Annotated in this window: 18 protein-coding genes and 1 pseudogene; 10 read left to right on the forward strand and 9 right to left on the reverse strand. The window is 63.6% G+C overall.

The features are described from left to right. Window positions 1–31: 31 nt before the first annotated feature. Together ACAW63_RS22575 and ACAW63_RS22580 are read right to left on the reverse strand one after the other, a co-directional pair. Window positions 32–427 (reverse strand): GFA family protein, encoded by a 396-nt coding sequence (locus tag ACAW63_RS22575; protein ID WP_371229016.1) that lies wholly within the window; start codon window positions 425–427, stop codon window positions 32–34. A 29-nt stretch (window positions 428–456) separates the two neighbouring features. After that, window positions 457–1,152, reverse strand: coding sequence for a TetR family transcriptional regulator (locus ACAW63_RS22580; RefSeq protein ID WP_371229018.1), 696 nt, complete (start codon window positions 1,150–1,152; stop codon window positions 457–459). Window positions 1,153–1,229: 77 nt separating this feature from the next. On the opposite strand from ACAW63_RS22580, the pseudogene ACAW63_RS22585 reads away from it, so the two are divergent. Beyond that, window positions 1,230–2,812: pseudogene (locus ACAW63_RS22585) on the forward strand (flavin-containing monooxygenase). Next, window positions 2,809–3,699 (forward strand): SDR family NAD(P)-dependent oxidoreductase, encoded by an 891-nt coding sequence (locus tag ACAW63_RS22590; RefSeq protein WP_371229021.1) that lies wholly within the window; start codon window positions 2,809–2,811, stop codon window positions 3,697–3,699. Before ACAW63_RS22585 ends, ACAW63_RS22590 begins: the two are co-directional and overlap by 4 nt. 70 nt (window positions 3,700–3,769) lie before the next feature. On the opposite strand, the gene ACAW63_RS22595 is transcribed toward ACAW63_RS22590, so the two are convergent. Both ACAW63_RS22595 and ACAW63_RS22600 read right to left on the reverse strand, forming a co-directional pair. Then, window positions 3,770–4,582, reverse strand: coding sequence for a class I SAM-dependent methyltransferase (locus ACAW63_RS22595; RefSeq protein WP_371229024.1), 813 nt, complete (start codon window positions 4,580–4,582; stop codon window positions 3,770–3,772). A 20-nt stretch (window positions 4,583–4,602) separates the two neighbouring features. Then, window positions 4,603–4,875, reverse strand: a complete 273-nt coding sequence (locus tag ACAW63_RS22600) for a DUF4242 domain-containing protein (protein ID WP_371229027.1) — start codon at window positions 4,873–4,875, stop codon at window positions 4,603–4,605. Between the two features lie 180 nt (window positions 4,876–5,055). Here ACAW63_RS22600 and ACAW63_RS22605 point away from each other — a divergent pair, with 180 nt between their 5' ends. Together ACAW63_RS22605 and ACAW63_RS22610 are read left to right on the forward strand one after the other, a co-directional pair. Beyond that, window positions 5,056–5,589 (forward strand): OsmC family protein, encoded by a 534-nt coding sequence (locus ACAW63_RS22605; protein WP_371229030.1) that lies wholly within the window; start codon window positions 5,056–5,058, stop codon window positions 5,587–5,589. Further along, a complete protein-coding gene (locus ACAW63_RS22610) occupies window positions 5,589–6,557 on the forward strand; it encodes an AraC family transcriptional regulator (protein ID WP_371229033.1) in 969 nt (322 codons plus the stop codon). Before ACAW63_RS22605 ends, ACAW63_RS22610 begins: the two co-directional genes overlap by 1 nt. A gap of 25 nt (window positions 6,558–6,582) precedes the next feature. Here ACAW63_RS22610 and ACAW63_RS22615 read toward each other — a convergent pair whose 3' ends face one another. Next, window positions 6,583–7,731 (reverse strand): acyl-CoA dehydrogenase family protein, encoded by a 1,149-nt coding sequence (locus tag ACAW63_RS22615; protein WP_371229036.1) that lies wholly within the window; start codon window positions 7,729–7,731, stop codon window positions 6,583–6,585. A gap of 74 nt (window positions 7,732–7,805) precedes the next feature. Next, window positions 7,806–8,774, reverse strand: coding sequence for a transcriptional regulator FtrA (ftrA, locus tag ACAW63_RS22620; protein ID WP_371229038.1), 969 nt, complete (start codon window positions 8,772–8,774; stop codon window positions 7,806–7,808). 93 nt (window positions 8,775–8,867) lie between these two features. On the opposite strand from ftrA, the gene ACAW63_RS22625 reads away from it, so the two are divergent. Then, a complete protein-coding gene (locus ACAW63_RS22625) occupies window positions 8,868–9,311 on the forward strand; it encodes a rhodanese-like domain-containing protein (RefSeq protein WP_371229040.1) in 444 nt (147 codons plus the stop codon). After that, window positions 9,305–9,778, forward strand: coding sequence for an N-acetyltransferase family protein (locus ACAW63_RS22630; protein WP_371229043.1), 474 nt, complete (start codon window positions 9,305–9,307; stop codon window positions 9,776–9,778). The genes ACAW63_RS22625 and ACAW63_RS22630 overlap by 7 nt, the downstream gene beginning before the upstream one ends. On the opposite strand, the gene recR is transcribed toward ACAW63_RS22630, so the two are convergent. The 3 genes from recR to dnaX all read right to left on the reverse strand — a co-directional run bounded on the left by recR (window position 9,775) and on the right by dnaX (window position 13,075). Next, on the reverse strand, window positions 9,775–10,374 hold the full coding sequence (gene recR, locus ACAW63_RS22635) for a recombination mediator RecR (protein WP_275611169.1): 600 nt from the start codon (window positions 10,372–10,374) through the stop codon (window positions 9,775–9,777). The two genes, ACAW63_RS22630 and recR, sit on opposite strands and share 4 nt — an antisense overlap. A gap of 133 nt (window positions 10,375–10,507) precedes the next feature. Further along, window positions 10,508–10,834 carry a YbaB/EbfC family nucleoid-associated protein gene (locus ACAW63_RS22640; protein ID WP_371229046.1) on the reverse strand — a complete coding sequence of 109 codons (327 nt, stop codon included), beginning with the start codon at window positions 10,832–10,834 and terminating at the stop codon, window positions 10,508–10,510. A 39-nt stretch (window positions 10,835–10,873) separates the two neighbouring features. Then, entirely contained in the window at window positions 10,874–13,075 is a 2,202-nt protein-coding gene (gene dnaX, locus ACAW63_RS22645) for a DNA polymerase III subunit gamma/tau (protein ID WP_371229048.1), read from the reverse strand. A gap of 153 nt (window positions 13,076–13,228) precedes the next feature. Here dnaX and ACAW63_RS22650 point away from each other — a divergent pair, with 153 nt between their 5' ends. From ACAW63_RS22650 to ACAW63_RS22665, 4 genes are all read left to right on the forward strand, one after another. Further along, complete coding sequence (locus ACAW63_RS22650) at window positions 13,229–13,951, forward strand: substrate-binding periplasmic protein (protein ID WP_371229051.1); 723 nt, start codon at window positions 13,229–13,231, stop codon at window positions 13,949–13,951. Between the two features lie 285 nt (window positions 13,952–14,236). Beyond that, complete coding sequence (locus ACAW63_RS22655) at window positions 14,237–15,586, forward strand: site-specific integrase (protein ID WP_371229054.1); 1,350 nt, start codon at window positions 14,237–14,239, stop codon at window positions 15,584–15,586. Window positions 15,587–15,915: 329 nt separating this feature from the next. Then, window positions 15,916–16,269 carry a hypothetical protein gene (locus ACAW63_RS22660; protein ID WP_371229056.1) on the forward strand — a complete coding sequence of 118 codons (354 nt, stop codon included), beginning with the start codon at window positions 15,916–15,918 and terminating at the stop codon, window positions 16,267–16,269. Window positions 16,270–16,435: 166 nt separating this feature from the next. Further along, window positions 16,436–17,266 (forward strand): helix-turn-helix domain-containing protein, encoded by an 831-nt coding sequence (locus tag ACAW63_RS22665; protein ID WP_371229059.1) that lies wholly within the window; start codon window positions 16,436–16,438, stop codon window positions 17,264–17,266. Window positions 17,267–17,544 lie beyond the last annotated feature (278 nt).

Here is a 17,544-nt window from a genome sequence, read left to right on the forward strand (position 1 = left end):
AAGCTCGCTACTATAAAAGCATGACCGGGCCTCAGCCCTCCTGGCGTCGCGGCAGATCATCCACGGTGTCAAACCACGACAGCTGCGACGAACACCAGACATGACACTGCGGCGTAATCAGCTCCGGCTCGTCCAGGGTCACCGTGTTGAGCCCGACCGTATCGCCATCGCGCACGCGAAACTCCAGTGGCGTGCCGCAGTTCACGCAGAAGCGCCGCTCGCCCTCTTCGCTGGAGCGCCACATCCCCAGCTCACCGGACAGATGCTGGAACCCCGTCAGCGAAATCACCGCCCAGGGCACCGCCGGCGCGGCATTGGATTTCTGGCAGATGCGGCAATGGCAATAGCCGGTTTCCGTAGGCTCGGCATCCACCCGGTAGCGCACCGTGCCGCAGGCGCAGCCGCCGGACAGGGGCAAGGGCAACATGGCGATCTCCTGATACGGCAAAAGAAGACTCAGAGCCTAGCCAGCATGCCGAAGGCCTGCAGCACCGCGACACCGGTGAAGAGCAACAGGATTTGTCGCCCGGCCAATGCGCAGACCTCCTCGCGCCGCTCCGGCGGGCGTTCCAGATAGTCCAGCGATTGCTGGAACAACTGCCGGCTGATCGACCGCGACAACTGGTTCAATTCATCCGCGTCGATCTCCGGCAGCAGGTGGAACTGGCGGATGTCCTCGGCCATGTCCTCGCCGAATTCATCCATCACCCGCGCCAGCGCCGCGCGCAGCACGGGCGACGGGCCGTGCAGTTCGCGCACGCCGATGATGAAGGCCTCCGGGTGACTCTCGACGAAGTCGAAGAACAGCCGCACGGTTTCCCGCGTCACCCGCAGGCCGCGCTCCATGTCCAGGCCGAATGGCACGCTGGCGGCGCCCTCCCCCGGCTGCGCGCGCTCGGCGGCTTCGCGGCGCAGGTCGCGCAGCGGCTGGCGCAGCTGGGTGGCGATGTCGCGAATGATCGCCAGACCCAGGTCGTCCACATCGTCGAAATGCCGGTAGAAGGTGTTCGGATTCAACCCCGCTTCCCGTGCCAACTCCCGCAGCCCCAGGCTGCTCAGGCTGCGCCGGCTCGATGCCAGGCGCAGCGCCGCGTCGATCAGCGCCCGCTTGCCCGCCGCTTCCGCCGGGCGTTCTTCCTGTCCGATTTCCATGTGTTTGGCGCTCGGCCCCACCGAAGGTTGGTTGTTTGCGAAGTATACAGATGTCTACATTCACATCACGTAGACAGTTGTATACGCCAGCAATAATCATAACAGGAGCTTGGCTATGGGTACCCAACCTAAGACTGCCCCGAGCAGACACTGCAAGATCGCCATCATCGGCACCGGGTTTTCCGGACTGGGCATGGCGATCCGCCTGAAGCAGGAAGGCGAGAACGACTTCCTGCTGTTCGAGAAGGACGCCGGCGTCGGCGGTACCTGGCGGGTCAACAACTACCCGGGCTGCGCCTGCGACGTGCAATCCCACGTCTACTCCTTCTCCTTCGAGCCGAACCCGGACTGGACGCGCATGTTCGCCCGCCAACCGGAAATCCGCGCCTACCTGGAGAACTGCTGGAAGAAGTACCGCCTCGAAGACAAGACCCTGCTCAATACCGAGATGGCGCGCTTCGAATGGGACGACCAGCAGCAGCTCTGGCACCTGTTCGACGCCGCCGGCAACCACTACACCGCCAAGGCGGTGGTCTCGGGCATGGGCGCCCTGTCGATCCCCTCGATCCCGGCGCTCAAGGGCCTGGAGAACTTCCAGGGCAAGGCCTTCCACTCGCAGCAGTGGGACCATGACTACGATCTCAAGGGCAAGCGCGTGGCGGTGATCGGCACCGGTGCCTCGGCCATCCAGTTCGTCCCGGAAATCCAGCCGCTGGTGGCCAAGCTCGACCTCTACCAGCGCACCGCGCCGTGGATCCTGCCCAAGCCCGATCGCGCCATCAGCGAGAAGGAGCGTGCGCGCTTCCGCCACTTCCCGGCCGTGCAGAAACTCTGGCGCGGCGCGCTCTACAGCATGCTCGAAGGCCGCGTGCTGGGCTTCACCTTCGCGCCCTGGGCGATGAAGCTGGTGGGCAAGCTGGCCGAGCGCTTCATCCGCCAGCAGATCAAGGACCCGGACCTGCGCCGCAAGCTGACTCCGGACTACACCATCGGCTGCAAGCGCGTGCTCATGTCGCACAACTACTACCCGGCGCTGGCAGCCTCCAACGCCTCGGTGATCACCGACGGCATCCGCGAGATCAAGTCGAACAGCATCATCACCAGCGACGGCCGCGAGCGGCAGGTGGACGCCATCATCTTCGGCACCGGCTTCACCGCCAACGACCCGATTCCGCGCGGCGTGGTGTTCGGCAAGGACGGCGTCGACCTGCTCGACACCTGGCAGAACGGCCCGGAAGCCTACAAGGGCACCATGACCCGTGGTTTCCCCAACCTGTTCTTCCTGATGGGTCCGAATACCGGCCTGGGGCACAACTCCATGGTCTACATGATCGAGTCGCAGATCACCTACGTGCTCGGCGCCATCAAGCTGATGGACCGCCGCGAGCTGCAGAGCGTCGAGGTGAAGAGCGAAGTCCAGGACCAGTGGAACGCCAAGCTGCAGCGCGGCCTCAATCACAGCGTATGGAACACCGGCGGCTGCAAGAGCTGGTACCTGCACCCAGTGAGCGGACGCAACTGCACCCTGTGGCCGGGCTTCACCTGGCGCTTCCGCGCGCTGACCAGCCAGTTCGACCCGTCCGCCTATCATCTGAAGGCCAAGCCCCTGAGCAGCCCCGTCGTCCAATCGCAACGCCACGCCGAGGAGGTGCCGGCATGAAGAACTTCGAGAACAAGGTTGCCGCCATTACCGGCGCCGGCTCCGGCATCGGCCGCGCCCTGGCCATCGAACTGGCCTCCCGCGGCTGCCATCTGGCGCTGGCGGACGTGAACGCCGCCGGCCTGGAGGAAACCCGCCAGCTGCTCACCTCCAGCGGCGTGCGCCTCTCCATCGACACGGTGAACGTCGCCGACCGCGAGCAGGTGCACGCCTGGGCCGACAAGGCCGCCCGCGAGCACGGCAAGGTCAACCTGGTGTTCAACAACGCCGGCGTTGCCCACGCCGGCACCGTGGAGGCCAGCGACTACGAAGAGTACGAGTGGATCACCAACATCAACTTCTGGGGCGTGGTCTACGGCACCAAGGCCTTCCTGCCGCACCTGAAGGCTTCCGGCGACGGCCACGTGGTCAACGTTTCCAGCGTCTTCGGGCTGTTCTCCCAGCCGGGCATGAGCGCCTACAACGCCACCAAGTTCGCGGTGCGCGGCTTTACCGAGTCGCTGCGCCAGGAGCTGGACATGGAGCGCGGCGGCGTCTCCGCCAGCTGCGTGCACCCGGGCGGGATCAAGACCAACATCGCCAAGACCGCGCGGATGAACGACAGCATGGTCAAGGTCACCGGCCAGAACGCGGAAGCCGCCCGCACCCAGTTCAACGACCAGTTGCTGCGCACCACACCGCAGAAAGCCGCGCAGGTGATCATCCGCGGCGTGGAACGCGATTCGCGGCGCATCCTGATCGGCCCGGACGCCCATGCCATCGACCTGATGCTGCGCCTGCTGCCGGTCTGGTACCAGAAGGTGGTCACCGTCAGCATGGGCCTGGCCAAGCGCTTCGCCCCCAAGCCCAAGCGCAAGCCTGGCGCTGAAGGCGTCGAGGCCAAGTAAGAGTCCCTTTTTCCTCTCGGACCGGCGCCCACCCGCTCCCCCTTGGGTGGGCGCCGTTTTTTGCGTTGTTTCAGCGGCGAACCAGCACCACCTCCAGATACTCGCTGGGCACCACCAGCGACGCCGGAGTGGCGCGGTTGCTCGCCTCCAGCAACTGCGTCAGGTCATGCTCCAGCCCTTTCGCCTCGGCTTCCGGCAGGTTGGCAAAGGCCTTGTGCAGCGGGCCGTACCAGTCGCGGAAGACCTCGATGAAATGCGCCGCCGAGCGATAGCGGAAGTTGAAGGTCTGCCGCGAGGCGCGCAGCTCGCTGATCGAGTCGCCGAACAGCTCGCGCAGATACTCCTCCCGTCCCCAGGCCGACGGCGGGCGCATGCCGGCAGCCGGCGGGATGTAGCCCGCCAGCACCTTGAACAGCTGGCCGATGAAGCCTTCCGGCGTCCAGTTGGCCAGGCCGATGCGGCCGCCGGAGCAGCAGACCCGCGCCAGCTCCGCAGCCGCCTTCGGCTGGTCGGGGGTGAACATCACGCCGAAGGTCGAGACGACGGCGTCGAAACTGCCCGCATCGAAGGGCAACGCTTCGGCATCGGCTTCGCGGAACTCCACGTCCAGATGTTCAGCGCGGGCACGTTCGGCGCCCAGCTCCAGCAGGCGCGGCACGTAGTCAGTGGACACGACCCGGCAACCACGCCGGGCCGCCGCCAGGGTGGCATTGCCGTTGCCGGCGGCGACATCCAGCACCCGCTCGTCGCAGAGCAGGTCGCAGGCTTCGGCCAGGCGCTCGCCAACGATCTGCAGGGTCGTGCCGATCACGGCGTAGTCGCCGCTGGCCCAGGTGGCCATCTGGCGTTGTTTCAGGGCATTGAGGTCTACAGCGGTGCTCATCTGTGCATCTCCAGGCGCGCTCATTCGGCGGTGGTCGGATCGATGACGTTGACGACCTGCGATATCCGGTTGGCCGGGAAGCCGCCCAGGCTCGCGTGCTCACGCACCGCGGCCTCGTCGGGGGCGATGTACAGGCAGTAGATGCGGTCAGCGACCACGTAGCTGTGCAGCCATTGAATCTGCGGCCCCAGCTGATTCAGGACTTTGCAGGACTTCTGCGCGATGGCTTTGAAATCGCGCTCGGACAGGGCTCCGGCGCCGGGGATTTCGCGCTCGATAACGAACTTGGGCATGGCAGTCTCCAGTGAGTAGGAACGGACGGGGACCGCAACCTCCCGCACCTTCATACTGCGCCCGGTCCCGGCTGCCGTCCTGCTCCAGCGTCGCCCTTCCCTGCCCGATCGTCCGGAGACCCGTCGCGGCTTCGCTTTCACGCCCAGACTTCGGAGAGAGCCGCCCCCGAGGGACACTCCATGAGTTCGGAAACCATCCTTGACGCCCAGCAGCGTCTCGAACGTCTGGTGCGCCAGCGTCCGGCTGTCGCCCGGATCAGGGACATCCCTGCCACCGCCCTCTGGGAAGGCGGTGGCAGGACGTGCGTGCTGCATCCGGACGGCAACATGGTGTACACCGACCTGCCCCGGGAACTGGGCGGCAACGGTGCACAGGTCAGCCCCGGCTGGCTGCTACGGGCAGCCCTGGCGTCCTGCGCCGTCACACGCATCGCCATGCTCGCCGCGGAACGCGGAATGCAGCCCGAGCGACTGGAGGCGGACGTCACCAGCGAAACCGACCTGCATGGCCTGCTCGGCCTCTGCCGTGAAGACGGTCAACGAGTACCACCCGGGCCACTGGCAATCCATTTGCGACTGCGCATCCGCGTGCCCAATGTCGAGGACCGGGCCGTGCGTGATCTCGTCGAACAGGCCATGGGCGTGTCTCCCGTGCTGGGCGCGATGACGGAAGCGGTGGTGGTACGCCTGGACATCGACAGCGGAGCCGATTGATGGATGCGCTGTCGGAAACCCTGCGGGTGGTGCGACTGGTCGGCGCCATCTTCATCAATGCGCGCTTCACCGCCCCCTGGTGCTACCAGTCGCCCCGCGCCGACTCGGTCGTGGAACTGCTGGAACCCGGCGCCGAGCAGTTGGTGATATTCCACCTGATCACCGAGGGTGAATGCTTCGTCGAGATGGGCAAGGCCGAACCGGAAAAGCTGGTGGCGGGCGATGCAGTGCTGTTTCCCCAGGGCCATGCCCACCGCATGACGTCGCAGCCCGGCGTGCCACCGGCCAACGGCGCGCAGCTGGAAGCGGTTCTCGCCCGGCGCCCCAGGCAACTGGCCTACGGCGGCGGTGGTGCGACGACCCGCCTGGTATGCGGCTACCTGGCCTGTGACGCGCGCCTGGCGCGGCTACTGCTGGCCGGCCTGCCGGCGTTGGTGAAGGTCAACGTGCGCGGCTCCGCGGCGGGCGCCTGGCTGGAGTCCTCGGTGCGCTACGCCCTGGCCGAGGCGCGCTCTCCCCGCCCCGGCGGCGCCGGTGTGCTGGCCAAGCTGGCGGAAGTGCTGTTCATCGAAGTGCTGCGGCTGTACATGGCGCAACAGGGTGAAGAGCGCACGGGCTGGCTGGCCGGGTTGCACGATCGGATCGTCGGCAGCGCCCTCGGCGAGCTGCACAAGTCGCCTGCCCACGCCTGGAGCCTGGAAGAACTGGCCCGCTGCGCCGGCACCTCGCGCTCGGTGCTGGCCGAGCGCTTCCAGTGCCTGGTCGGCTGTCCGCCCATGCAGTACCTGACCCAGTGGCGGATGCTCCTGGCCGCCAACCTGCTGCGCGGCAGCAACGCCCCGCTGGCGCGCATCGCCGAGGATGTCGGCTACCAGACGGATACGGCCTTCAGCCGCGCCTTCCGCCGGGAATATGGCTGTCCGCCGGCCGCGTGGCGGCGCAGCCAGGCGGCAAGCGCGCGGCTTTAGCTTTTGTAGGAGCGGTCTGTGCTAGTTACAACCCCATCTGCTTGGCGATGATCTCGTTCATGATCTCCCGCGTACCGCCGCCGATGGAGAGGATGCGGTTGTCGCGGTACAGCCGCTCCACCAGGCTCTCGCGCATGTAGCCCATGCCACCCAGGACCTGCACCGCATCGTAGGTCACCCGGTCGGCCACATCGGTGGCGAAGTTCTTGGCCATGGAAATTTCCTTGATCACGCTCTTGCCGGCGGCCATCTTCGCTGCCTGGCGATAGGTGAACTCACGGGAGACTTCCACCTGCGTGGCCATCTCCGCCAGCCGATGCTTGAGCACCTGGAACTTGCCGATCGGCTTGCCGAACGCCTCGCGCTCGCGGCACCAGGCCAACGCCTCTTCCAGCGCCAGCTGCGCGGTCATGTTGGCCATGATCGCCAGGGCCAGGCGCTCGCTCTGGAAGTTCGCCATGATGCAGGCAAAGCCCATGTTCTCGGCACCGATCAGGTTCTGCACCGGCACCTTGCAGTCGTCGAAGAACAGTTCGGCGGTGTCGGAGGCCCACCAACCCATCTTCTTCAGCTTGCGGCTGACGGTGAAACCGGGCGTGCCCTTTTCCACCAGCAGCAGGCTGACGCCGCCGAAGCCATCGCCGCCCGTGCGCACCGCCACGGTGTAGTGGTCGGCGCGCACGCCGCTGGTGATGAAGGTCTTGCTGCCGCTCACGCGGTAGTGGTCGCCGTCACGCACGGCGCGGGTCTTGAGGCTGGCCACGTCGGAGCCGCCGGACGGCTCGGTGACCGCCAGCGCCATGATCTTCTCGCCGGCCAGCACCTGCGGCGCGATGCGCTCGCGCAGCTCCGGGCGGCCCCACTTGATCAAGGGCGGCAGGCCGATGTCCAGCGAGCCCAGGCCCGCCACCAGCCCACCGGAGCCGCAGCGCATCAGCTCCTCGCTGGCCGCCACCTTGGCGAACAGGTCGCCCTCATGGCTTCCGCCCAACGCTTCGGGGTAGCCGATGCCAAGGATGCCGGCCTCGCCTGCCTTGCGGTACAGGTCGCGGGGAAACTCTTCGGCCTCCTCCCAGTCGGCGACATGGGGCAGGATTTCCCGCTCGACAAAGCGCCGCACGCTGTCACGGACCAGGCGGTGGCTGTCATCGAAGTATTCGGTGAACACGGACATGGCAAGCTCCAGTCGATTTGCCTGAAACTTACCGAGCGCTTGCTTGGTTTACAAGGCGGGACACCCGCCATCGGCTAGGGTAGATGCGCCATCCCAAAGTGCTCGCGGTACGCCGAGGGCGCCAGACCTGCCGCGCCACGGAAGGCATTGCGGAAGCTTTCCACGGTACCGAAACCGCATTGCTCGGCGATTCGCTCGATACTGTCGGAACTGCTCTCCAGCAGCTCGCGAGCGCGGGCCATGCGCTCGTGCTGCAGCCAGGCCTTGGGCGTCATGCCGGTGGCTTCGCTGAAGCGGCGCAGGAAGGTGCGTTCGCTCATCGCCACGCGGCTCGCCAGTTCACCTACGGAAATCGAGCGGTCCAATCGCTGCCGGGCCCAGTCCAGCAGCCCAGCGAGATCGTGACGCGGCGCCTTGGCCACGGGCGCGGGAATGAACTGGGCCTGCCCGCCACCGCGTTGCGGCGACATCACCAGCCGGCGCGCGACGGTGTTGGCGACCTGAGCGCCAAAGTCCCGCGCCACCAGATGCAGGCACGCGTCGATGCCGGCCGCGCTGCCGGCGGAAGTGATTACCCGTCCGGCATCCACGTAGAGCACCTGGGCATCTACCTCGATGGCGGGAAATCGCGAGGCCAACTCCCCGGCATAGCGCCAGTGCGTGGTCGCCCGCTGACCATCGAGCAGTCCGGTGGCGGCCAGGACAAAGACGCCGGAGCAGATCGACAGCAACCGCGCGCCTTCGGCATGCGCCCTTTGCAGCGCCGCGACCAGCTCGGCCGGAGGCGCCTCGGCACGATTGCGCCAGCCGGGAACGATGACGGTGCCGGCCTTCGCCATCGCCTCCAGGCCGGCGTCGGCCAGCACCCGCACGCCGCCCAGCGCGCGCATCGGTCCCTCGTCCACGGCGACGATGCGCTGGCGGTACCAGGGAAAATCGAACTCCGGACGCGGCAGGCCGAAGATTTCCACGGCAATGCCGAATTCGAAGGTGCACAGGCCGTCGTAGGCGAGAACGGCGACTTCCAGGGGATCACGCTGCATTTGGCGGAAAACTTCCGATCACTGTCCAGACCGCCACTGTAGCGGGCTTTTCCCCGCGCTTACAGTGGCTCCATCTTCCACAGGAGCCTTACCATGCCCAGCCTTGTCAGCCAGATTCCCGCCGCCCTGCCCGCCGATGCCCTCGCCCACTTCAGCCGTCGACTGGCCTTCGAGACCGATTGCTCGGACGTGAACGCCGCGCGGCAGGATGGCGAGGTCGACTTCGTCCTGCTCGACGTGCGCAACGCTGCCGCCTACGCCCGCGGCCACGTGCCAGGCGCACTGAACCTGCCGACGCGGGAGATCGACGCGCGGCGCATGGCGCAGTTTCCGCCAGGCACCCTGTTCGTGGTCTATTGCGCCGGTCCGCACTGCAACGGCGTGCACCGCGCGGCCGCGAAACTCGCCGCACTGGGCCTGCCGGTGAAGGAGATGATCGGTGGCGTGACCGGCTGGCTGGACGAGGGCCTGGCGCTGGTCGGCGTAGCCGGTGAGCCGCTGCGCCAGGACGGCGAAGGCATCGCCTGCGCATGCTGAAGGTCCGCGCCGCAAGGCCGGAGGATGTTCCGGCCCTGCTCAAACTGATGCGCGCGCTGGCGGCGTTCGAGGGGTATCTCGACGAGTTCGCGGTGGACGCCGACGCATTGCACGTCAGGGCTTTCGGGCCGGCAGCGCAATGCCAGGTGTTCGTCGCCGAATCGGACACGCTGCAGGGCTATGCCGTCGCGCTGAGCATTCCTTTCACCTACGACCTGCGCCCGACTGTGCGATTGAAGGAGCTGTATGTCGTGGAGCATGGACGCAATCGCGGCATCGGCGAGCGGCTCATGCAGTGTGTGGCGAGCTGGGCATGGGAACAGGGCGCTGGGCAACTGCTCTGGGACGTCCTGGCCGGCAACGACGCGGCCGAGCGCTTCTACAGCCGCCTGGGCGGCCGGCGCGAAAGGAAATGGCTGGCCTACGAAATGGACGCACCGGCGCTGGAGCGCCTGGCGCAAACTTAATTACTGATGGGGCGGCGGCCAGCCAGGGCGTGGGCCAGGGTACCGCCGTCCACCAGCTCCAGCTCGCCGCCCAGCGGCACGCCGTGGGCGATGCGCGACAGGACCAGGCCGCTGCCACCGAGCAGTTGGGCGATGTAGTGGGCGGTCGCCTCGCCTTCCACCGTCGGGTTGGTGGCGAGGATGACTTCGCTGAAGCTGCCGGCCTTGATCCGCGCTTCCAGCTCGGGAATGCCGATGGCTTCCGGGCCGAGGCCGTCCAGCGGCGAGAGATGGCCCTTGAGCACGAAATAGCGGCCGCGATAGCCGGTCTGCTCGACGGCGAACACGTCCAGCGGGCCTTCCACCACGCACAGCAGGCTGTCGTCGCGGCGCGGATCGGAGCACTGCGGGCAGAATTCATCTTCGGACAAGGTGCGGCACTGCTTGCAGTGGCCGACGCCTTCCATCGCCTGGGTCAGCGCCTGGGCCAGGCGCAGGCCGCCACTGCGATCACGCTCCAGCAGCTGCAGCGCCATGCGCTGGGCACTCTTCTGCCCCACTCCGGGCAGGGTGCGCAGGGCGTCGATCAGTTGGCGGATCAGCGGGCTGAAGCTCATGGTGCGGTCTCAGGTTTCTGGAAGGTTAGAACGACTGTAGGAGCGAGCTTGCTCGCGAACCCTTGCCGAGCCGCGGGGGCTGGGAGAGCGTTCGCGAGCAAGCTCGCTCCTACAGGTCAGGATAACGCGTGGATCAGAACGGCATCTTGAAGCCGGGGGGCAGCTGCATGCCGGCGGTCATGCCCGCCATCTTTTCCTGGTTGTTCTGCTCGATCTTGCGCACGGCGTCGTTCACCGCGGCGGCGATCAGGTCTTCGAGGATTTCCTTGTCTTCCTGCATCAGGCTGTCATCCAGGGAGACACGCTTGACGTCATGGCGACCGGTCATCACCACGCACACCAGGCCGGCGCCGGATTGACCGGTCACTTCGGCGTTGGCCAGCTCTTCCTGCATCTTCTGCATCTTTTCCTGCATCTGCTGGGCCTGCTTCATCAGGCCGGCCATGCCACCTTTCATCATGTCGAGTTCCTCGATTCGTTCAGTTGTCGACGCCGGCACTCAAGCCTTCGCCTCCAGGGGTTCGATGGTACCGTCGCGGACGACCGCGGCGAACTGTTGTTTCATCTGCAGCACGTAGGGGTCGGCGGCGATGGACGCCTCGGCCTGGCGCTGACGCTCGGCGCGCTTGCGCGCGGCGGCCTGGGCCGGGGTTTCCTGCTCGGGCTTCTGCAGGGTCACCTGCAGAGTCAGGGTGCGGCCGTGGAACTGGTTCAGCGCATCGTTGAGGCGACGCTGCTGGTTGGGGTTGAACAGCGCGCTCTGCCCCGGATCCAGGTGCAGGTGCCAGTTGTCGCCGTCCACTGCCACCAGGGTGCAGTTGGCGCCAATGCTGGCGGTCATGCCGGCCAGGCCCAGGCGCGGGAACAGGTCCAGCCATTCGGCGGCGAGACCGGTCGCCGGCATGGCGGCGGGCTCGGGTTCCGGCTCGGCGGTTTCCTGCTGCGCGTCGCTCTCCAGGTAGCCGTAGGACTCCATGTCGACTTCGTAGTAATCCTCGGCGGGCGGCGGCTCTTCGTCACGATCGTCGTCCTCGGCCGGAGCCTGGGCCACGACCGGAGCGGGCGCTTCAACCGGCGCCGGAACAGGCGCAGCTGCCACCGGTGCAGGTGCAGGTGCAGGTGCAGGTGCAGGTGCAGGTGCAGGTGCAGGTGCAGCAGGCTCGACTGGCGCGGGAGCGGCGGCAACTGGCGCAGCGGGTTCGTCCCACGGCAGGTCGACCGGCGCTTCGGCAACGGGCGGTTCCGGTTCCACGGCAGGAGCAACAGGCTCGGCCACGGCAGCCACTTCCGGCTGCGGTTCAACCGGGACGGGAGTCGATTCGATCACCGGCGCAGGCGCAGCAACGGGCGCAGCTTCCACGACTGGAGCCGGAGCCGGAGCCGGAGCCGGAGCCGGAGCCGGAGCCGGAGCCGGAGCCGGAGCCGTTTGAGGCTGGGGCGCTGCAACAGCCGGCGCAACCTCGGCGACCGGGGCTACTGGCGCGGCAACGGGCGGCGGCGCAATGGATGCAACCGGCACCGCAACGGCGGCGCCGGCCACTGGGTTCGGGTTGGAATCAGCCGTGGCCTTGCTGATCCCCAGGTCCTTTAGTGGCGACCTTGGTGCGCCCTCGGCATCGGCTGGTCGGAAGGCCAGCATGCGCAACAGCACCATCTCGAAGCCGCCACGGGGATCGGGCGCCAGCGGCAGGTCGCGGCGGCCAATCAGGCCCATCTGGTAGTAGAACTGCACGTCCTCGGCGGGCAGCGCCTGGGCCAGCGCCAGCACGCGGTCGCGGTCGCCCTGGCCGTTGTCCACCGCCTCAGGCAGCGCCTGGGCGATGGCCACGCGGTGCAGCACGTTGAGCATCTCGGCCAGCACGCCCCCCCAGTCCGGGCCCTGTTCGGCCAGATGACGCACCGCTTCGAGCAGCGCGCGGGCGTCGCCTTCCAGCAAGGCATGGAGCACGCCATAGACCTGGCCGTGGTCGAGAGTACCGAGCATGGCGCGCACGTCGGCGGCCAGCACCTTGCCCTCGCCAAAGGCAATCGCCTGGTCAGTGAGGCTCATGGCATCGCGCATGGAGCCGTCGGCGGCGCGGCCGAGCAGCCACAGGGCGTCATCCTCGAAGGGCACGTTCTCGGCGCCCAGGACGTGGGTCAGGTGCTCCACCACCCGCTCCGGCGGCATGTTCTTCAGGGAGAACTGCAGGCAGCGCGAGAGAATGGTGACCGGCAGCTTCTGCGGATCGGTGGTGGCGAGCAGGAACTTCACATGGGGCGGCGGCTCCTCCAGGGTCTTCAACAGGGCGTTGAAGCTGTGGCTGGAGAGCATGTGCACTTCGTCGATCAGGTAGACCTTGTAGCGCCCGCGGGTCGGCGAGTACTGCACGTTGTCGAGCAGTTCGCGGGTGTCCTCGACCTTGGTGCGGCTGGCAGCGTCGACTTCGATCAGGTCGACGAAGCGACCCTCATCGATCTCGCGGCACACCGAGCACTGGCCGCACGGGGTAGAGCTGACGCCGGTCTCGCAGTTCAGGCACTTGGCCAGGATGCGCGCGATGGTGGTCTTGCCCACGCCACGGGTGCCGGTGAACAGATAGGCGTGGTGCAGGCGCTGGTTGTCCAGCGCGTTGATCAAGGCCTTGAGCACATGGGTCTGGCCGACCATTTCGCGGAACGAACGCGGACGCCATTTGCGGGCAAGAACCTGATAACTCATTGATATCCATCGCGACAGGTAAGCAGAAGTGGGCTAATCCTAGCGAAGCGGACCGTAAATTGCACCCGATGTCCGCTCTGGCCGTTAGTACATCTTGGCAACCCCTGATCCGTACAGGCATTGTGTCGCCACCACGCCGCCATCGGAGTCTAGATGCGCCTGCTCGCCATCGCCCTGCTGTTCAGCTCTGCCGTCGCCCTTGCCGAGGATCGCCCCCTGCGCTTCTCGGTGGTCGACAGTTGGGCGATGCCCCTGGCACGAATCGAAGACGGCAAGCTGACCGGCGGTATTCTCCTCGAACTGTTCACCGAGGTCGCCCGCCAGGTACATCGGCCGCCGGTCTTCCATATCCTGCCCCGCGCCCGCGTAGAGCAGGCGTTGCTCAGCCATACGGTGGACGTACGCTGCTATGTTGCGCCGGCCTGGACCGAACACGACTTCCACGATTACCGCTGGAGCGTACCGCTGATGGTCCAACGCGACCTGCTGGTCAGCCGCGCCGGGCTCAAGGGCGACTTGCAGAGCCTTTCCGGCCAGGCCATCGGCACCGTGCTCGGCTACCACTACCCGCGCCTGCAGCCGGTACTGGACAGCGGCCGGGCAACCCGCGACGAAGCGCGCAATCAGGAACTGGTACTCAAGAAGCTGCAAATTGGTCGCTACCAGTACGCGATCAGCAGCGAAATCGCCCTGGACTGGTTCAACCGCTCGCTCCCCCAGGACCAGCGCCTGACCCCCGCCAGCATCATCGAGGAAACCCCTCTGTCATGCCTGGTACTGGACAGCCCGGAAGAGCCCGCCGACGATGTGCTTTCGGCGCTGGCGGCATTGAAGGCTTCTGGAGAGATCGAGCGAATCCTCAGCCACTATCGCTGAGGTGAGGCGGCGCAGAGCGAGGGCCTGGGCTCGACGTCCGGAACGGCGGAGCGATTTTCCTGGCCCTGAAATGGAGGCGGCCCCGCCAGCATTTGGCAGTGTATTTTCCGTTGTTTTGGCTGACTATTTCCGAAGCCTTCCAGATCGGCAAATGCATCGCTGAAAGCCTTGTGGGCCATGGCTTTCAAGGAATTCCAAACCGAAATTTTTAAAGAGAATCGGTCCTGAAAATCCTGGGTGTGGCTGCACTGTCACACTTTGCTGTACCACTCAGGTGTCATACCCATGGCCTTCATCATTCGTCGCGGCGCCGTCTACTACCTGAATCTGAGATTGCCCAAGTACCTTCATCGCCAACGCGACACCGTTCGAATTAGCCTCAACCTCAGAAGCAGAAGGGAAGCCTTGTTCATGGCAAGCGGGATTGCCCAACGGGTTTACCTGCATCTCACTGCTAATCCACTCAGCTCTCCCGAGGAGCTGCGTCAGCTATGTATCCAATGGCGAAACGAGGTTCGGCAGTCCGCAGCAACGCCTGACCAATCGCTCCGCATGACGCTTCCGATGCAGACCTCGGCGCAACTGCTACGTCCTACGACCGCACCTTCGGCAACCCTTCCGTCACTGAGCACATTGTCAGAGCTCTATATAAAGGAAGGGAAAAGTAGCGGAGCTTGGCGAGAGGCAAACACCCTGGACGTTAAACGGGCGCTTCGGGATTTTTTCGTACTGATGGGAGATATGCCCATCAGCGATTTCGACGCAGAGCAGGCACGAATTCTCAAGCATAGGCTCGGCAGGCTCCCCCAATACTTCTCTCAACGCCCAGAGTTCAAGGGCATGACCTTGAGGCAGGTTGTCGAGTCGACGATGACTTACCCGACCATCACCGCAGTGACAATCAACAACCGCCTACGAAAGCTCACGGCCTTCCTCAACTGGTGCAAATCCAACGGCTACATCAACCAGAATCCGTTAGCTGGCATGAAGGTAATGTCAGGTGCCGCCAAGGAAGCTCGCCTCTCTTTCACTCCCGCCGATCTCGAAACACTGCTGAACCTCGATACGCTTCGGCATGAGGCTCGTAAGCATCCCTGTAGGTTCTGGCTCCCACTGCTAGCACGCTTCACAGGGGCCCGGCTGGAGGAGTTATGCCAGCTTCATATCGATGACTTCTGCTTGGTACAAAACACACCATGCATTCGCATAGATGACCGCCGCGAAGGACAACAACTCAAGAACCGCAGCAGCCGTAGAATTATTCCTATCCATCCGATGCTCTTCGAACTGGGTATCCAAACGTATATCGACTCGGTGCGAGCCTCTGGAGCCTCCCGAGTCTTCCCTCAGCTTGAAGCTGTGAGAGGAAAATACGGTTACGGGCCCTCAAAATGGTTTGGCCGGTATCGGAGCAAGCTGGGAGTCAACGATCCGAAGAAAACATTCCATAGCTTTCGCCATACATTTGTAGATGACCTACGCGAGGCAGGAGTTCAGGACTCAATCATCAAGCAACTGCTTGGGCATGCTGATGATTCAGTAACGTTTGGGATTTATGGGAGTCGAGTACCAATTAAAGAGATGACTCGTGCAATCAAGAAGATCCCAGGCAGCACGACAAAAAAAGCAGCTTAACGAAGGATTGGCACTCCAAGACACCAATCGGCGTAGTGTTGGATGGCTATTCTTGATTTCTTGGTGAGCCATCCCGTGCGGTCCAGATAGTCGATTCCTAAGACATCCTTGAACTCTTTCGCCTCTAATCCTACCGTTGAATGCAACCCAGGACATTGACAATCCACTAAAACCTGAGTAATGTCGCCCTCCCCTCGATTGGCGAGGGGAGAACTAACCGAAATGGTGAAGCGCAATGAACATCAAAACTAACCAGCAAGCGGGGGAAATCTAACCAGGCCATAGAAGGCTTGTCGTCTCCTGCTTGCAATGAACAGGAGATACATTTAATGAGCAATACCATCTGCAATACCCCTTCCCGCACCGCCTCTTTCGGTCCTAAAGACGAACTACACTTCAGCATCAGTTACCTTGCCGAGCTGATGGACAAGCCAATCGAGCACGTCATCGATACAGCCTTCGACCTGCTACCCCAACATGGCTACGATTCGTTGTTCAATCATCTGGTAAAGGATGAAAACGATTTCGTCACGGACCTCTATCTGTCCTTTAAGGACTGCTGCATTCTGTTGCTCGATTTTCTAAGCACTGATGACGCCCTCATCACCCTTCGGACTATCAGTGACGACTACGCTCGCCATCGTATTCCGCAGTTACAGCAGTTCATCGCCAACCATAGATAACAGTTAACAAACCATCAGAAAGCCCTCTGCAGGCTCGTATACGCAACTCTTATAGCCACCCACCCCAGGGGTACTAAAGAGATTATGCACTGTACGAGCTTACAGAGAGCTTACTGATGGATCAGTGTTGCCTGAGGAAAACGAAAACATATAACAAGGAGAATCTATGACTGCTGGATTGTTGAGCAAAGAGCAATTGATAGAACTACATAACAGCATTGAGAGCAAAGCCGAGCGCTGGCTAAAGCGAAACCTCGTGGAACGGGAGAAGAGACCAGTTACCCCAAAGAGCAATGTGGGCAGAAAGGAAACTGTAATCGTTAACCCGTTCTTCGGGTACGCATTCTCTACGGATGAGGCGAATGATCGAACCACTGCAAGGAATGCCATGTATCCGAATTGGGCCGTAGACGTTCTGGTAGGCGTATCTCGAATGCCCTGGTATCGGCGACCAGACGGCCCCTCACTGTCCATCAAGAAGATGGTAGAGATGCTGGCAAAGCTGGAGAACATTAGCAGCCGCCGAGTGCAGATGTACTTAGGGCTTGGTGAAGATCAATCTCAGCGATACGCCAGCGCTTTGCAGATTGTCGTTCCACGTCTGATGGCCTGCCGACCGGCTTGGCTGGTTAAGAGGATGGACAACAGTGCTAAGCAAACCGATGGACTCAAGATCATCCATGCTCACTGGGAAGACGACCTAGAGCCGCCGCCACCAGATGTATTGGAAGCGCTTCAGCACGCCATGGCGACCTTGCCGGGTCATGAGCAGTACGATGAGGAGTATCAAGCCGAGCTTGACCATGACCTAAGGGCAGTTGATCTGATCGCAAGCTACGAGCCACCCGCACCACTCCCAAATCCGGAGCATCCGAAAAAAGCTCAAGTGATGGTGTTACTCGACGAGGGGAAAAGCATCCGCGAAATTGTTCGGCAGACTGGTGTCTCAGACAAAACCGTACAGAAGTGGAAAAAGCTAAAAGCCACGGGAGACTAAGGCTTGAGAGTGTAGTACCTAATAGCCGCGCATTATAAGTATATCATGGTGACATTGTAGAAATTTCGTAGGGCAGGACTTAGGCAATCTAAAGATTGATCTACAAAATTTCTACCAGACCTTACCAGCATTACAAAGTTTATCTGCGCCAGCACAAGACGGATCGAGATCGATAAATCCGTCCGCTCTTTCTCTTGTCATGGTGCTGATTAGGTATCGTAGGAATAGCCTAGGATCGTATCCAAGAGTCATGGTGATCATAGGAGTTATTCTAGGAG

This window comes from Pseudomonas sp. QE6, from assembly GCF_041379005.1.
Lineage (GTDB): Bacteria > Pseudomonadota > Gammaproteobacteria > Pseudomonadales > Pseudomonadaceae > Pseudomonas.

Excerpts from the sequence above, each read along its gene's own strand:
- ACAW63_RS22575 (WP_371229016.1), bottom strand. The coding sequence starts at position 427 with ATGTTGCCCTTGCCCCTGTCCGGCGGCTGCGCCTGCGGCACGGTGCGC.
- ACAW63_RS22580 (WP_371229018.1), bottom strand. The coding sequence starts at position 1,152 with ATGGAAATCGGACAGGAAGAACGCCCGGCGGAAGCGGCGGGCAAGCGG.
- ACAW63_RS22590 (WP_371229021.1), top strand. The coding sequence starts at position 2,809 with ATGAAGAACTTCGAGAACAAGGTTGCCGCCATTACCGGCGCCGGCTCC.
- ACAW63_RS22595 (WP_371229024.1), bottom strand. The coding sequence starts at position 4,582 with ATGAGCACCGCTGTAGACCTCAATGCCCTGAAACAACGCCAGATGGCC.
- ACAW63_RS22600 (WP_371229027.1), bottom strand. The coding sequence starts at position 4,875 with ATGCCCAAGTTCGTTATCGAGCGCGAAATCCCCGGCGCCGGAGCCCTG.
- ACAW63_RS22605 (WP_371229030.1), top strand. The coding sequence starts at position 5,056 with ATGAGTTCGGAAACCATCCTTGACGCCCAGCAGCGTCTCGAACGTCTG.
- ACAW63_RS22610 (WP_371229033.1), top strand. The coding sequence starts at position 5,589 with ATGGATGCGCTGTCGGAAACCCTGCGGGTGGTGCGACTGGTCGGCGCC.
- ACAW63_RS22615 (WP_371229036.1), bottom strand. The coding sequence starts at position 7,731 with ATGTCCGTGTTCACCGAATACTTCGATGACAGCCACCGCCTGGTCCGT.
- ftrA (WP_371229038.1), bottom strand. The coding sequence starts at position 8,774 with ATGCAGCGTGATCCCCTGGAAGTCGCCGTTCTCGCCTACGACGGCCTG.
- ACAW63_RS22625 (WP_371229040.1), top strand. The coding sequence starts at position 8,868 with ATGCCCAGCCTTGTCAGCCAGATTCCCGCCGCCCTGCCCGCCGATGCC.
- ACAW63_RS22630 (WP_371229043.1), top strand. The coding sequence starts at position 9,305 with ATGCTGAAGGTCCGCGCCGCAAGGCCGGAGGATGTTCCGGCCCTGCTC.
- recR (WP_275611169.1), bottom strand. The coding sequence starts at position 10,374 with ATGAGCTTCAGCCCGCTGATCCGCCAACTGATCGACGCCCTGCGCACC.
- ACAW63_RS22640 (WP_371229046.1), bottom strand. The coding sequence starts at position 10,834 with ATGATGAAAGGTGGCATGGCCGGCCTGATGAAGCAGGCCCAGCAGATG.
- dnaX (WP_371229048.1), bottom strand. The coding sequence starts at position 13,075 with ATGAGTTATCAGGTTCTTGCCCGCAAATGGCGTCCGCGTTCGTTCCGC.
- ACAW63_RS22650 (WP_371229051.1), top strand. The coding sequence starts at position 13,229 with ATGCGCCTGCTCGCCATCGCCCTGCTGTTCAGCTCTGCCGTCGCCCTT.
- ACAW63_RS22655 (WP_371229054.1), top strand. The coding sequence starts at position 14,237 with ATGGCCTTCATCATTCGTCGCGGCGCCGTCTACTACCTGAATCTGAGA.
- ACAW63_RS22660 (WP_371229056.1), top strand. The coding sequence starts at position 15,916 with ATGAGCAATACCATCTGCAATACCCCTTCCCGCACCGCCTCTTTCGGT.
- ACAW63_RS22665 (WP_371229059.1), top strand. The coding sequence starts at position 16,436 with ATGACTGCTGGATTGTTGAGCAAAGAGCAATTGATAGAACTACATAAC.